Source organism: Mesorhizobium delmotii (assembly GCF_900149755.1).
GTDB lineage: Bacteria > Pseudomonadota > Alphaproteobacteria > Rhizobiales > Rhizobiaceae > Mesorhizobium > Mesorhizobium delmotii.
On sequence record NZ_FUIG01000033.1, the window covers coordinates 3,831 to 18,805 of the forward strand.

At 60.0% G+C, this 14,975-nt stretch carries 12 protein-coding genes; 3 read left to right on the plus strand and 9 right to left on the minus strand.

Features of this window, described 5'->3' with window-relative positions; all coding sequences use genetic code 11:
- From BQ8482_RS20545 to BQ8482_RS20555, 3 genes are all read left to right on the plus strand, one after another.
- On the plus strand, positions 1–2,012 hold a 2,012-nt coding region (locus tag BQ8482_RS20545), incomplete at its 5' end, for a beta strand repeat-containing protein (RefSeq protein WP_342210969.1).
- Between the two features lie 33 nt (positions 2,013–2,045).
- Entirely contained in the window at positions 2,046–3,806 is a 1,761-nt protein-coding gene (locus BQ8482_RS20550; RefSeq protein ID WP_123149292.1) for a type I secretion system permease/ATPase, read from the plus strand.
- Positions 3,807–3,854: 48 nt separating this feature from the next.
- Entirely contained in the window at positions 3,855–5,192 is a 1,338-nt protein-coding gene (locus BQ8482_RS20555; protein WP_123149293.1) for an HlyD family type I secretion periplasmic adaptor subunit, read from the plus strand.
- 324 nt (positions 5,193–5,516) lie between these two features.
- On the opposite strand, the gene BQ8482_RS20565 is transcribed toward BQ8482_RS20555, so the two are convergent.
- The 9 genes from BQ8482_RS20565 to BQ8482_RS20600 all read right to left on the minus strand — a co-directional run.
- Complete coding sequence (locus BQ8482_RS20565; protein WP_123149294.1) at positions 5,517–7,148, minus strand: alpha/beta hydrolase; 1,632 nt, start codon at positions 7,146–7,148, stop codon at positions 5,517–5,519.
- 118 nt (positions 7,149–7,266) lie between these two features.
- Positions 7,267–7,437 carry a hypothetical protein gene (locus tag BQ8482_RS38195; protein WP_165848644.1) on the minus strand — a complete coding sequence of 57 codons (171 nt, stop codon included), beginning with the start codon at positions 7,435–7,437 and terminating at the stop codon, positions 7,267–7,269.
- Between the two features lie 277 nt (positions 7,438–7,714).
- Complete coding sequence (locus tag BQ8482_RS38200) at positions 7,715–7,888, minus strand: hypothetical protein (RefSeq protein WP_165848645.1); 174 nt, start codon at positions 7,886–7,888, stop codon at positions 7,715–7,717.
- Between the two features lie 1,121 nt (positions 7,889–9,009).
- Positions 9,010–9,756 carry a GGDEF domain-containing protein gene (locus BQ8482_RS20575; RefSeq protein WP_244602907.1) on the minus strand — a complete coding sequence of 249 codons (747 nt, stop codon included), beginning with the start codon at positions 9,754–9,756 and terminating at the stop codon, positions 9,010–9,012.
- A gap of 366 nt (positions 9,757–10,122) precedes the next feature.
- A complete protein-coding gene (locus tag BQ8482_RS20580) occupies positions 10,123–10,827 on the minus strand; it encodes a thermonuclease family protein (protein WP_123149297.1) in 705 nt (234 codons plus the stop codon).
- A gap of 33 nt (positions 10,828–10,860) precedes the next feature.
- Positions 10,861–12,060: an ABC transporter substrate-binding protein gene (locus BQ8482_RS20585; protein ID WP_123149298.1), complete on the minus strand. Its 1,200-nt coding sequence runs from the start codon at positions 12,058–12,060 to the stop codon at positions 10,861–10,863.
- Positions 12,061–12,146: 86 nt separating this feature from the next.
- Positions 12,147–12,785 carry a lytic transglycosylase domain-containing protein gene (locus tag BQ8482_RS20590; protein WP_244602908.1) on the minus strand — a complete coding sequence of 213 codons (639 nt, stop codon included), beginning with the start codon at positions 12,783–12,785 and terminating at the stop codon, positions 12,147–12,149.
- Between the two features lie 150 nt (positions 12,786–12,935).
- Positions 12,936–13,307 carry a hypothetical protein gene (locus BQ8482_RS20595; protein WP_123149300.1) on the minus strand — a complete coding sequence of 124 codons (372 nt, stop codon included), beginning with the start codon at positions 13,305–13,307 and terminating at the stop codon, positions 12,936–12,938.
- Between the two features lie 60 nt (positions 13,308–13,367).
- On the minus strand, positions 13,368–14,975 hold a 1,608-nt coding region (locus BQ8482_RS20600), incomplete at its 5' end, for a calcium-binding protein (protein ID WP_123149301.1).

Sequence of the window (14,975 nt, forward strand, 5' to 3'; positions counted from 1 at the left end):
TCGACACATCGACCGGCGTGGTTACCTTCAAGAACGCGCCCGACTTCGAGAGCCCGCTCGATGCCGGCGCCAACAACGTCTACGACATCGTCGTCATTGCTTCCGACAGCACTCTCTCTTCCGACAGGGCTGTCGCCATCACGGTGACGGACGTCGTCGAGGTCAGCATTATCAACGGCACACCGGGCGCCGATACGTTGAACGGCACGGCCAACGCTGACACGATCAACGGGCTGGGAAGCGACGATATCCTCAACGGCCTTGGCGGTGCCGATATCCTCAACGGAGGCGCAGGCAACGACACGATGAACGGCGGTGCTGGTGCCGACACGATGCGCGGCGGAGCCGGAGGCGACATCTATGTCGTCGACGACGCTGGCGACATAGCGGACGAAAGCGCGGCCGGATCCGGCGGCGCCGACACGGTCCAGTCGACGATCAGCTTCAGCCTGGCCGATCCTGTGCACGTTCTAGGCGCGGTCGAGCGCCTCACCCTGACGGGAACAGGCGATATCAACGCCACGGGCAACGCGCTGGCGAATATCCTGACGGGCAACGATGGGGCAAATATCATCGATGGCGGAGCCGGCGCGGACACTATGCGCGGCGGCGCGGGCGACGACACCTATATCGTCGACATGACGAGCGATACCGTCGACGAAAGCGTGGCGGGATCCGGCGGAACCGATACGGTACGTTCATCGGTGACGTTCAGCCTGGCCAACGCCAGCCGCGTGCTCGGCGCGGTCGAAAACCTGACCTTGACCGGAACGGCCAGCATCAACGCCACGGGCAACACGCTTGCCAATATTCTCGTTGGCAATAGCGGGGCCAATGTTCTGGATGGTGGATCAGGCGCCGACATCATGCGAGGCGACGGCGGCGACGACACCTATATCGTCGACGATGCCAACGACACGGTGGACGAGTCAGACGCCGGATCGGACGGCGCGGACACTGTCCGGTCGTCGGTCACGTTCAGCCTCGCTGCCGCGCTGGGCGAGGTCGAGAACCTGACGCTGACCGGCTCGGCAAGCATCGACGCGACGGGCAACGGCCTCTCGAACGTCCTGGTTGGCAATAATGCGGCCAACGTGCTCGACGGCGGAGCCGGCGACGACACAATGCAAGGCGGCGGCGGCAACGACACCTATGTCGTCGACAGCGCCGGCGACGTCGTCGACGAGTCAGGCTCGAAAGGCATCGACACTGTCCTTTCGTCGGTCAGTTTCGACCTGTCGAATTCCGCTCAGGCGATCGGAACGACCGAAAACCTCACGCTGACCGGATCCGGCAACACCAGCGCGACCGGAAACTCGGCCAGCAATGTACTGACAGGCAATACGGGCGACAACTTGCTCGACGGCGGGCGCGGAAACGATACCCTGGACGGCGGCGCAGGCAACGACACCATGCGCGGCGGGGCCGGAAACGACACCTACATCGTCGACAGCGCCAGCGACACCGTCGACGAAAGCGTTGCGAACTCGACGGGAACGGATACGGTCCGGGCCTCAGTTTCGTTCAGCCTGCTGAACTCAGCGCGTGTCCTCGGCGTCTTCGAGAACCTGTCACTGACGGGCAGTTCTGACATCGACGGTACGGGCAACACGGCCAACAACGTGCTGACGGGGAACGGCGGAGCCAATGTGCTGGACGGCGGAGCCGGCAACGACACGCTCACGGGCGGCCTCGGAGCCGACACCTTTCGCTTCAGCACGGCCCTCAACGCCTCGACCAACAAGGATGTCATCGCGGACTTCAACGTTGCCGACGACACCATCGCACTGGACGACGCCGTCTTCACGGCGCTCGGCGGACCGGGAACTTTGGCGGCCGGGTCATTTCATATCGGAACGGCAGCGGCCGACGCCAACGACCGCATCATCTACAACGCCGCGACCGGAACGCTCACCTACGACACCAACGGTAGCGCGGCAGGCGAGGCGGTCCAGTTCGCAAATATCGGTTCCGGGCTCGCGCTGACCAACGCCGATTTCACGGTGGTCTAGGGGCGCAGGGGAAATGGGCACGGGCAGGTCACGATGACGCCGGGGAACGAACTGAGAGCTGCGTTCTCGCACTGCGGGGGAGCGCTGCTTTGCGTCGGTGCTTTCTCGGCTGTGGTCAACATTCTCGGTCTGACCGGGTCGCTCTACATGCTGCAGATCTACGACCGCGTGTTGCCGTCGCAAAGTATCCCGACCCTGATCGGCATCACCATCGTCATGGTCTGGCTCTACACAGCCTACGGCCTGCTCGACTTCGTCCGCCTTCGCTTGCTGGTACGGATAGGCAACACGCTCGACCGCAGGCTTCGCAGGCAGGCCTTTGAGGCATCGCTGATGCTGCCCCTAAGGACGGGACACGATGGAGTGCGAGTCCAGCCCGTCCGCGATCTCGACCAGATACGCTCGTTCGTATCGGGGACCGGTCCCACGGCTGTCTTCGACATGCCGTGGATTCCCGTCTACATCGCGATCATCTTCATGCTGCATCCCTGGCTCGGCGTCCTCGCCACGGCCGGGGCGATTGTGATCGTGCTGCTCACGCTCGTCGCTGAAGCATTGGGCAAGGGGCCGGGCCGCAGGGCGACTGAATCGGTCATCGCGCGCTCGGCCTTCGCCGACGCAGGCCGCCGCAATGCCGAGATCATCCGGGCGATGGGCCTTTCGGGACGGTTCGCGGCGTTCTGGAGCGAACAGAGCTCCCGCTTCCTCGCGGATCAGCGGCGGCTTTCCGACATTGTCGGCTTCACCGGCGCTATGTCGCGGACTCTCAGGATGATCCTGCAATCGCTCATTCTGGGTCTCGGAGCCTATCTTGCGATCGCAGGAGAAGCGACGGCGGGCGTGATCATTGCCTCTTCGATCATGCTTGCCCGTTCGCTGGCGCCCGTCGATGTTGCCATCGCGAACTGGCGCGGCTTCATCTCCGCCCGTCAAAGCTACGGCCAGCTGTCAAGGACGCTCAAGGCATTCGCCGACCACGGTCAGCCAATGGCGCTGCCGCGTCCGCACAATGTGCTTTCGGTGGACAGCCTGGCTGTAGCCGCGCCCGGCCAGCAGAAGCCTGTCATCCAGAACGTGACGTTTGTTCTCCGCGCGGGCGCGGCCCTAGGCGTGATCGGGCCGAGCGCGTCGGGAAAATCCACCCTGGTCCGTGCTCTGGTCGGAGCGTGGCCTTCGCTGCGCGGAACCGTGCGTCTCGACCATGCGGCCCTTGATCAATGGGATCGCGAGGCACTCGGGCGTGACGTCGGCTACCTCCCCCAGGACATCGAACTCTTCGACGGGACGGTGGCAGAAAACATCAGCCGCTTCGACGCGAACGCCTCGCCCAAGGACATCCTGGCGGCGGCGCAGGCTGCCGGTGTGGACAAGATGATCCTCTTGCTGCCGGATGGGTTTCAGACCCGGGTTGGCGAGCGCGGCACCGCTCTCTCAGCGGGGCAGCGGCAGCTTGTCGGATTGGCGCGGGCGCTATACGGCGAGCCTTTCCTTGTCGTGCTCGATGAACCCAATTCGAACCTCGATTCCGACGGCGACGACTCGCTGGCGACCGCGATCCATGGAGTGCGCCAGAGGGGAGGAATCGTTATCGTCGTCGCACACCGCCCCTCGGCGTTGTCAAACGTCGACCAACTCATGGTCATGGCGGCCGGAACCGTCCAGGCTTTCGGTCCCAAGGATGCCGTGCTCGCCGCTGTCACAAACGCCGCGGCAGCCCAGCGTCCTGAACCAGCTGTCAACCGCCATGGTTCTACGGTTGTTCCGTTGCACGCGTCGAGTGAGCGCCATGTCTGAGGAATGGCTGCCACAAGATTCCAGGAATGGAGGTCTTCCGTGTCGGAAATGATCTCTCCGTTCAGGCTTCCGGGTTCCAGCTCGCTGTACGCTCCCGAGAAATCCGGGGAAGGCATCCGGGCAAACGTCCTGCTGGGACTGACAGTCTCGGTTGTGCTCGTCGGCGGCGTCGGCGCATGGGCCGCAACGACCTCGCTTGCCGGGGCCGTGATCGCATCGGGCACCGTTGTCGTCGAAAGCAGCGCCAAAAAGGTGCAGCACCAGACCGGAGGCATTGTCGGAGCCATCAACGTCCGCGAAGGCGACCGCGTGGCTGCAGGCGACGTGATCGTCCGGCTCGACGAGACCCTGACGCGCGCGAACCTCCAGATCATCGCTCAGCAATATGACCGCACGATCGCGCGACAGGCACGCTTGCAGGCCGAACGGCTGGGCCTTCCAGCGATCGACCTTCCGGAAAGCCTCATAAAACGGGTGGCGGAACCCGAGGTGGAGGTACTGATCGCCGGGGAGAAGGCGCTTTTCGAAAGCCGGACCAAAGCCGGTGCCGGATTGAAGTCGCAGCTTGAGGCCCGGTCTGAGCAGCTGGCAAAGCAGATCGAGGGCCTGGTGGCGCAGCGGAAGTCCATGGATGAATCGGCGGCGCTGGTCGAAAGGGACTACAACAGCCTGAAGACGCTCTACGACAAGAAGCTGGTGTCGCTGGAAAGGGTGAGCGAGCTCCAGCTCGAACTGTCGCGCCTGCGCGGCGAGTCCGGACGGCTGGCGGCCGCTATCGCCGAAACCGAAGGCAAAATCAGCGAAACCCGGCTGCAGACTCTTCAGGTCGACGAGGACATGCGCAAGGACGTGAACGAGGAACTGCGCGAACTCGACGGCAAGGAGGTCGAACTCGTCGAGCGCAAGGCCGTCGCAAAGGATCAGCTTGCGCGGACCGAAATTCGGGCTCCACAGGCAGGACTCGTGCAGGAGCTTGCCGTGCATACCGTCGGCGGCGTCATCAGTCCCGGGGAAACCATCATGCTGATCGTTCCAGAACAGGACAGGCTCGTGGTCGATGCCATGGTTGCGCCCGCCAGCATCGATGACGTCGAGCCCGGACAGCCTGTCTCGATACGCTTCTCCGCGTTCGACGCGAACACGACCCCGGAATGCAAGGGCACGGTGCAGAGAGTCTCAGCCGACCTGATCAAGGACCCACAGCGGCAGATCTCCTATTTCGTGGCGAGGACGACCCTCGACGACCAGAAGTCATGCCTGCGTGGCAGCAGGCGGCTTCAGCCAGGCATGCCCGCGGAGGTCCACATCCAGACGGGCGAACGCAACGTTTGGTCCTACGTGATGAAGCCTTTGTCGGACCAGGTTCACAGGGCGTTTAGGGAGTAGAGGTCACCAACCGATATGACCCCGGTCAACACTGACTTTTAGGAAGCCACAGGTTCGGAAATCTTTGCCAAGGTCGACTGTGCCGGCGAGGAAATTTCGTGCCTGTTCCGCGAGCGGCCGCCGCTCAAGCAGGGCGCCCAGATACGGATCGAGGTAGACCGCGCCTGTGCCCACCTGTTCGACGCGAAAACCGGCCGGCGCCTGTGACCCGGCGCGGTTGCGCGGCGGGTTCGCTGACGCGAGTTTGAATAGCGAGTCGGGCCGCCCTCAGGGCCGCCCGCGATCGTGATGCAGCTTGGCGGTGCTGCCGCCAGGAGGGCGGAACTAGTGTTTTTGGGCGATGTTGAAAAAGCGATGCCTGAACCGGAACGGCGACCTCATCTGCTTTGGCGATCTTATCGCCGCCGCAGCCCGCTGCGGTACTGGCCGTTGCCACTGCTCCTCCGCCGCGGCGGTAAACCGCGGAGCCTGCATCCGCCCAATGCACCCAGTCTTCAGCTTGCGTCTGGGGTTCGCCAGGAAATCGGCGACAACCTCCGATCCGCAAGGGTCGGAATCGATCACATCGTGCCCAATCCCCCGAAGAACGACCACCTGCCCAAAAGGAAGGCTTTTGGCCGCACGATATGCCCAGTGAGTTGGTGTTGCCGGATCATACTCTCCCGACAACAGCAGGGTCGGGATATCCAAGCGGCGGGGATGCTTTTGCGAAACCGTCGTTCCTTCAGGAAACCAAAGCGGGCAAACCCAGGTATAGTCGGCCTCTCCGATCCACTTCGTCCAGTATTCGAGGCGCTTGTCGGGCAGATCGGATCTGTTGGTCTCAGAGCAAGTGACCGAAAAATCCATGCCCTGGGCAATCTCGGTATCGTCATGTTCAAAGATCATATCCGCAAGCGGTCTGAAATCGTTTTCGTATGTTTTCTCGACTAGTTTTGGAAGGTCTTCGATAGCGTAACGATCATATAGCAACCCGAATATAAGCTCAAGAAAATCCGCGCCGGAGACATATCTGTACTGAGCGAGAGCGTTATCTCTGTCATCGCTCCGCAAAAGCACCGGCTGTTTGTCCAGCTGCTTTACGATCGCTCGCAGCGCGTCTCCCAATCCGCGCATGCAATTTTTTGATTTTTGGCAATCTCGTTCCAGCAGTCTCAAAGAACGATCCAGATTTCGCCCATCTTCCTTGAGGTAGTCGATATCAAGGGGAAGAACGGAATCCAGAATGCTCGCTGAGATGCCCTCTGGATGCTCGTTCATCACTTCCAAGGCAAGTCTGGTGCCGTAAGAGACGCCGTAGAGTACCCACTTCTTTATGCCAAGAGCCTTCCGAACGTCGTTGACGTCTGCTGCATTTTCGGCGGTGTTGTAGGCGAAGAGGTCAATGCCCTTTGCTATCAGCGCGCTTCGGCACGCGACCACCTCATCTCTCATGAGCTTGTCAAAGCTGATCTCAGCATCGACGCTTAGCGAAATGGAGTTCCAATGATCGGCCTTGAAGTATCGCGAACAGCTGAGCCTGGGAATTGACTTTCCTATCCCTCGTTGGTCGACCACGACCACTCGGCGCCCGATCATCCAATTTTGATCACTTATGAACTGCCACCATGCCTCGATGTCTTCCCTGTCGCCAATATCGGTGGGCTGGCCAGGCCCGCCCGTGAGAAACACAATGGGCTCATGCCGCTCGCGGTCGGGTTCGAAGACCACCACCGATAGAGTGATTTCAGTCTCAGAAGCTTTTTTGCGGTTTTCAGGGACATTGAGAGTCCCGCACGTCATTCCACGGTCGCGCGGAATTTCGAACCAACAATTCGTTTTCTTGAACTCTCCCGCATGGATATCCCCGCTCCACGCGCAAAAGAGAAATACTGCCGATGCGAGCTTAAAAAAGAGAACTCGATCCAGACTGATGAACGCACGTCGGAAAGAGGCGTGCATGTTGCCCTCCATCATGAAGCAAGGCCTGAGGCATTCGCTCGCCACTCGCTGAGCTTGGACATCAGCGCGGTCGTAGCTGGTGGCGTGGCGCGGCGGGATGAATGCGGTCAGTGTGGCAATACAATAGCGACTTTTATCTGTGCTCCTCGACGAATGCCTTGCAGGGGAGTGACAACTGCTCGATCTTGCTTTCAAGATCGCATTTGCCGATCGGCGTCATTGGGCAGAGCCGTTTGTAGTCACGGTTGCATTGCTTGCCCTGGAAATTTTTGAAAGCTTTCGCCTCGGCGATCGTCGGGTTCAACAGTATTCCCGAGCAGGCTAACGCCAAGCCTAACCACAGATGCTTCCCCACAACGCTCTCCACCGGTTGGTCCGCAATATACAGCGCATAGGGTACTCCCCACGCAATAGAATGATCGTAGTTTTCGCTGCCCCACCAATAGCTATCAATTCATCTCGACAATAGAGTGCCTTCCGTGGGCCGCGCATGACCCATTTGGGTATAGGATCATAGGCGACGATGACGTCCGGCAGTTGTCACCGTTGGCCTACTCCTGAGCGTCGAGAAGCGCGCCGACTTACTCGTTCGGGCCGCGGCAACAATCCCAGACTATCGTGACGAGATCGCCGTCGCATTCGGGTTGGCGCATGCTGACGAGATCGTCGGCACGCACGCGGACTGCTTCGATGCCGAACCTGCCGCCGCCCAGCGGGAAGACATGGATGTTGGGGACGCCTTCGCGATTCAGCAACCACAATCGCCACCGGCGTTGATCATCAGCAAATCCATTACGAGTCTGAGCCGGCCTCCAAAAAAGCCGTACTAAATTGCCGCGAAAAGTACGGCGGCCTCTTTCTTTAAGTTATTGAAAAATATGGTGATCCCGACAGGAATAGAACCTGTGACCTACAGATTAAGGAATTTGTCAGACAGCCTTTCCTGTTGTTTCGTAACGCCGGTCGTCGTACGATTGCTCTGCCTCTAATGCTCTAAAACTATTGGGTTTTTCGCGCTAAGCGGCTATCTAGCGTAAACAAACTAACAGATCTGGGTCATGCGCTAGAGCCAGATACCATCTCTGCGGTCGAGCGGGCCAACGCTCTCGGGTCCCGGATCAGCTTCTGCGGCTTCTGCGCCGTAGACCGTCCAGAGCATGTAGACAAAATACCCGACCTGCAAAACTATCGGGCTAATGATCGCCCAGCCGATTGAACCCGTTGCCCAATACGTCGAGATCGACACAAGGCACGACGTAGTGAGTATCCCCACCAGGACCTGCAGAACATTCATCTGTTTTTTCAAAGCGTCCCGGAACTGACAACAGCCGAGAAGCTCCCCCAACCCAATACTCGGTACTCAATACCCCGAACCAACATCCCATTATTTTAGAGTTTGCGCAAGTACCATGTCGGGTAGCGGCTGCGATATGCAACCTTCAGTTTAAAATTGTTGATTCCGGCGGTCTGTCGGCTGCCAACGAAGGGTGTAAAAGCTGGTGGAGGCGACTCTCGCGGATAGCTCCGCCTGGGGCGATCGGTGTGTCCTTGCCGTCGTTCGCCTTGGCAGGCGGAGCGAGTCCCGTCCTGCAAGCGGGGAAGCCGATTGGCCAGGACGGCAGCACGGTCTGGGCAGATCGGTCAGCCTCCCATCATCCCAGCGGATGACCTAAAGCGCGTCGCGTTTGACCGGCCTCATGCGACGCGCTTTAGGTTGTTGTTTTTATGCATGTCGTTGTCGCAAAACCGCTGCACACTTTTGCGCGACATGCATTAACCTTCCAATCGGCCGCGGTCCAAAGCAGGTGCAGATATCTGGTTAGAGGAGATCCATAGACCAAAAAATTCGATTGGCGTCCTAGCCCCTCTGTGATCGTCAACTGGGCAGACGAGACAGTTCGAAGTCGGTTCCATTTCTGGATAGCAGCTGCTCGGCGGACCGGAACATGTCGTCGAACGCGAGTTCATTCTCGAAGACTACCCCTCCGACGCCTATGCTCAGGACATCCTCCGCCCCTTTTGGCGCGAAATAGACTTTCGCAACGCGCGCCCGGATACGCTCACCGACCTCCTTGGCGTCTTCTTCGGTGGCACCAGGTAGAAATACCCCAAAGATGGATGTCCCTATGCGGCCGATCAGATCCTCCTCGCGCACTGATGACTTTATGGTCGAGGCTATGAGCCGCAAGGCCTCGTCGCCCCATTCAATACCAAATCGCAGGTTGATGGATCGAAGGTGTTCGGGATGGATGACCAGGAAGGCGCCCGAGCGAGAGCCATGCTCAGATGGCTTCTTTACTCTCCGTTCGATGATCGACGTAAAAACCGTTCCGTTCAAGCAGCCCGTCAGGCCGTCGTAGGTCGCTGACTTGTTCAGCTCTTGCCGATAGCGGCGGATCTCAACCCGACCCCAGCCGATCAACAGGAAGAGCGGTAGCGCAATGGCGAGGGGGACGAGCGTTGCCGTGACAACGCCGCGTCCGAATGGCGTGAGTCCATCGGCGAACAGGAGCAGATAGTTGAGGGCTAGCGAAAAGCCCAAACTCCCGGCGGTCCCCAGAAGCGTCAGCCATGCGATACTCTTCCACGCCTGGGCAGAGCTGTTCGCCATCGATTTTGTCACTAACCGATCTCCCTGTCAGATAGGCTGGCATAAGGCCGGCAAGTTACAAATTCCGTCTCAAAAGCCAATACAATTTGATCGATCTGACTGAACGAGCTCTGGCTGACCCACAGATGAAGCTGGAGTTGCCCGCGAGAAAGATGGAAGACAACAGTTAACAAACTAAGTGTCGGCGCAGGCTGAACAACCAGCAGCGCAGGCAACCGCCTGTATCAGCATGCTGCTCTAGAGCAGCCCCGATAAAATCGAGATGGGGCTCTATCTTTTTGTTTGAGCATGATCTTTTCCGAAAACCGGATTCCACTTTCGGGATGATGCTCCAGCTTCGGCAAGTACGGTTCCCTAAGGGCTCAAACGGCGAGCTGACTATCGAGGCGGGCCGAATATACCCATCTCCGTATCCATAGCTGTCACCTCCGCCTTGCGGTAGATACCGCTCGGCAATGACAGGGCCCAGCCATTGGAAACCAGCCAGGCGCCGACATCCTGCCTGCCGAGCCTGCATGGGGCGGCGATAGCGAAACGATCAACTTCCGGTGGCACGAAACATTTCAGCGCGCGTCCGCGCAACCAGGAGTTGAAGGCTGCGCGCGCGCGTTGGCCGCAAGGCCAGACGACGTCATCAAAGGAACAGGTCTTGTCAGTGGCAATGCTCTGGACCCCGCTGATGACCACCGTCCGTCCCATCGATTCGAAGATCGCGGACGAACTCGCAATCGGAGCGTAGAGCAGGACCTCCCGCCAGTCTTGCGGCATCGGCGTTTTCGGGGGCACGGCGAGACCGAGTTCGCTGAGTGGCGGACGGGGCTCGATCCGTTCGATTTCCCAGGAATCAAGTTGTGGCGGAGCGATGAGGTCCTGAGCAATCTTGCGTGCCGGCTCTCGCCGTTGAGCGTCGAGAACGGTTGCGCCCGGTCGGGTTAGCTGCTTGCCGCGAATATCATGAGACGGCGCAGGAACAGGCCGGTCGACCGAAAGCAAAGCCCCGCCCTGAATGATCAGGAGGAGCCCGGCCAGAAGCTCCAGGCCTGCGAGCGCGACAGCCAAGCGGATGCGGCTCGGCCTGCCCATCAGGTCGAAAAGGTCCTACGGATTCGCGCCGGGTCAAAAACCCGACGTCGATCTGGCAACCAATTTGAGCGCACCCTTTTCAACTCGATAGAACGGCATCGATCGCTGGCTGGATCCGTCGGCGCGAAACCGGAATAGACCTGTGGATCCGCGAAACCCGCTCGGATTTTCGAGTACCTGTTTGCTGAAGCCATCGGGTCCAACTGCGCTGGCGATCCCAGCAGTCAGCGCAACCATATCATAGGCGTAGGCGACATTGACGTCGGGCTGATAGTTATAGGTAGTCTTGAAGCGGTCGGCGATTGGTCCGGTTTCGCGCGGATCGAGCGTGGCGATATGGGCCCCTTCAAACAGCGGTTCGATGGGGCGTTCCAGCCAGCGGTTTGTTCCCACCACAGCGATTGTTCTTCCCGGGATACCCTTCGATTTCAGGGCGGCAAGGATTTGCAGCGGGCTGTCGTCTCCGCTGGCGACAATGACGGCGTCCGGAGCATCCACGAGTGAGCTCATGTCGGTGACCGCTTTGGTGCCGCCGTCGCCTGCCGAGTACGGGATAGTGACCGCCAGCGTTGCGCCATAGATGCTTAGGCTGTTCGCGACCCGCTTTTCAACGGCACTGCTGTTGGAGCCAGCTGCGACAAGCAATACGAACTTCTTGCTGCCTTTCGCCGCGATGCCTGCGGCGCCCGCCGCCGCGCTGTCTGCCTCGCTGAGGCGCACGGCATAAACGCCTGGACCGCCTGTGAAATTGTTGGCAAGTGCCAACACTGGCGGCCGTTTCGGTCCCGACAATTTGGCAATATGCTGTGCCGCCGGCAGTTCGGTCGGACCGATGACGACTTTCGCCCCCGTCGTGATCGCCTTTATCGACAATTCCCTGGCGTGTGCACTGTCGCCCTGCGTGTCCTCGACCGTCAGTGTGAGCAATCCATTGCCAAGATCCGCCATTGCGAGTTTTGCGGCATCGAGCATCCTCCTGCCGGTTTCCCCCGTGGCTCCAGGGGCGGACAAGGGCAGCAGCATCGTGATCTTCGCCGAACCACTGCCGATCGATTGCGTCGCCTGGGCTCGGCCCGCAACTGCGGCGTCATCCTGCACTGCGGGTGCGGCGATTGCAGCCGGATCGAGCGCTTCGGAAACGCTGCCCTTCGACTGGCAACCTGACAATGTCACGGCGAGCGCAAAGGCGATTGCCCTCGTCCGCAGCCAGAGGACCTGTCGGCCAGCTTCCATTATTTTCCACCCTATTTGCCGCCGGGTCACTTCCCGGTCTGATCTTCCAGTCATGTCACGGTTGAGTTGCGCCGTCTTGTGGTTCTTTAGCCTGCAAAAAGCCGGGCTCTGAGCGTCCTGATCTGTCTGGCTTGCCTTGCATTTCGATAGTCGGCGCATTTCATGTATCGCGGCCCAGGCACGAACACCCGCCGCACGCACACGCGTTTTCCTGCGGCAGGGGCGCTGTCTTCTCCTCCTGCTGAAAATGTGGAAGAGCCGAATGTTGCCACCGGCAATGGCCCGTCAACCTCGAACCCTTCCCTTGCCAGGATCGAGCGCGCGCGCTGGCAGTAGCGGACCGAAAGTGCCGAGAAACGGCTTTCGTTGTGCCCAGCGCGGTACTTCATGACGGTGGTGCACAGGTCGCCGTCGGCGAGCCTGTTCGCCTGCGCGAGATATTTGACGCCCAGCGCGATGTTGGTCTTCGGCGCACTCAGGTCTTCGAGCGGGCCTCGAAAGCCAAGCATTCGTGCTGTCGCGGGCATGACCTGCATCAATCCGACTTCTCCGTCGGCACCGCGCGCCTCGGGATCGAACCCGCTTTCGATCTCCATCACAGCGTGCGCCAGCCGCGGCTCCAGGCCGTAGATCGACGACTGGCAGGTCGCAAATGCCTTCAGCGCTTCTCTCGTCCATTCCTGGGTGGCATCGCAGCGTCGGCCGCAACCGCTCGGGCAAAGCATTTTGTACTCTAGTGGATTGTTCCGACGCACCCGCGCCGGCATGCATGGCAAGCAGGTCAAAACCGACCAAGGCGATCGTTCCGGCGATCGCCCGCAGCAGTGTTCGGTCGGCCATCATTGTCAGCCAGCCGGCGCGTTGCCGCCTTTTGGTCAGTTCATGTACTCGACCATGCGGTCGTGGAAACACTCGCATTTATTCAAGTAGTCTTCGTCGCGATAATTTGTCTTCAAATAGCCGTAAGCCTTGCCGCAGGCGACCTTGGCCTCGGAGGCCCAGACGAAGACAGGCCGTGACGAATAGATCCATTCCGAGCTGTTGGCGACGGCGACAGACTCGTCCATCAGTTGCACTACCTGGTTCTTGAGATCGACGATGTTGTCGGTCTGCACCAAGTTGGACGTGCCGACGACGCGACAATAATCGACCGACGGAGCTTCGATGATGTCGGCGGCATACGCCGTCGATCCAACAGCCAGGAACAGCGTTGCACCGGCAGCCAGAAGTCTTGCAGACTTTTTCATGATGAATTCCCCTCTATCATTCGAATGTATAGCATGGCACCTAGCCCGTGCACTATTCCCCTAAACCGCATTGGCCGTGGTCGTATGCTGGGTTATTCCGTCGTCATAAAGCAGCGTGATCGTGCTGGACACCGGCACGTTGGTTAGCGTGGCCACGTCCACGAAATTGGTGCCGTTGGCCGTACCGTCGGCATCGACGCTCAGCGTGCCGGTCCCCGCATCGTAGTTCACGAACTCGCCGATATTGGCTCCCCCCGGGGCTGTGTCGAACAACGACGTCAGGTCGATCATGTCGCCCTGGCCGCCGGCGCCGCTGTAGTCGGAGATGAGATCCTTGATGTCCAGCTGGTCGAGTTTGAACGTATCAGCGCCGTTTCCTCCGGTCATTGTGTCTTGGCCGAAACCTCCAACGAGGAGATCGTTTCCGTCGTCACCGCTGATAAGATCGCTGCCACCACCGCCGCTGAGGAAATCATTGCCTCCCCTGCCTATGATGACGTCATTGCCGCCATTGCCATTGAGGTGGTCGATACCGGATGTGCCATAGATCTGGTCGGCCAAGGTGGCATCGCCATTCACCGTTATTCCGGGATCGCCAGGATCATGGGAGAAGAATTCGAATCTGACTGCGCGGGCCTGGTAGTTGCCGCCATCATTGTCGAAATAGGAAACTGTCCATGTGTCGCCGGCGGCCGGTGGATTTGCGATCAGATAGTCCGCGAGCGTTGTCGTCGTTGCGACCCCGGCGCCGTCGAGAAGGAAGATATGGTCATAGTCGACGGTCGCCTTCATCAGGCCGGTGGCCGGGTCGTAGGTCCAACTCTGCTCGAATGTTCCGGCAGTCAAATCGTCTTCAACAACTGCAAAACGGTTCGCTCCAATCCTGATCTCGACTTGAACTTCCTGCTCGCGATGCGATCCCGCACTGCCGTCTCCGAAGACACCTGGATTGCGCTCCCCTAGCGGGATTGGAGTTACGAAGGGCGACTCCTGGAAGTCGGTGTAGACTACTACTGTCGAGCCATGAGGATCGGCCGTTATGGCGCTTACCGTGGCTTGGGACAGGCTCAGGTTCTGGGTCTGGTCGTTTCCGGACGTGAGCGGGCTGTTACCATTACCCACCTGTGCGGTATCGCTGGGCAGACTGGTCGGCGGGACTTCGTGGATGCCAACAGTCTGAGTGACGTGGGCGGTGCCGTCGAAGACGTCCAGCGAAAGATTGACGTTGACGGTGTCGGTTACCGTTGCGGTCGGCCTGTAGACCAGGTCGTCCAGCAGGTTGATGCCGCCGGCCGGATCGTAGAGCACAGTGCCGGCCGTCAGGGCGACGTAGGTGGCGCCATCGAAATAGAACGTGCCTGTGGGGATCGTCCCCGTCGCGGTGACGATGAGGTTATCGCCATCCGCATCGGTCGGGATAGTCACCAGCAAGGGATATCCGTCGGGATAGCTCGGCGTGCTCAAAGTTTGCTGTACCGGATCGCTCGACATCCAGTTTTGGGTGTTTGCGGCAACCGGGGCATTGTTGACGTCCGACAGGGTGATGGTCAGCGTCGTCGTCGACAGGTCGCCGTCGCCGTCCATGATGGTGTAGACGAAGGTGTCGGTGGCGCCGCCGGCCGGCACGGCGTTGGCAAAGCCGTCATAGCTGTAGGAGCCGTTGGCGTT

Coding starts and splice junctions, on each gene's coding strand:
- BQ8482_RS20550 (WP_123149292.1), top strand. CDS start 2,046: ATGACGCCGGGGAACGAACTGAGAGCTGCGTTCTCGCACTGCGGGGGA.
- BQ8482_RS20555 (WP_123149293.1), top strand. CDS start 3,855: ATGATCTCTCCGTTCAGGCTTCCGGGTTCCAGCTCGCTGTACGCTCCC.
- BQ8482_RS20565 (WP_123149294.1), bottom strand. CDS start 7,148: ATGATGGAGGGCAACATGCACGCCTCTTTCCGACGTGCGTTCATCAGT.
- BQ8482_RS20580 (WP_123149297.1), bottom strand. CDS start 10,827: ATGGGCAGGCCGAGCCGCATCCGCTTGGCTGTCGCGCTCGCAGGCCTG.
- BQ8482_RS20585 (WP_123149298.1), bottom strand. CDS start 12,060: ATGGAAGCTGGCCGACAGGTCCTCTGGCTGCGGACGAGGGCAATCGCC.
- BQ8482_RS20590 (WP_244602908.1), bottom strand. CDS start 12,785: ATGCTTTGCCCGAGCGGTTGCGGCCGACGCTGCGATGCCACCCAGGAA.
- BQ8482_RS20595 (WP_123149300.1), bottom strand. CDS start 13,307: ATGAAAAAGTCTGCAAGACTTCTGGCTGCCGGTGCAACGCTGTTCCTG.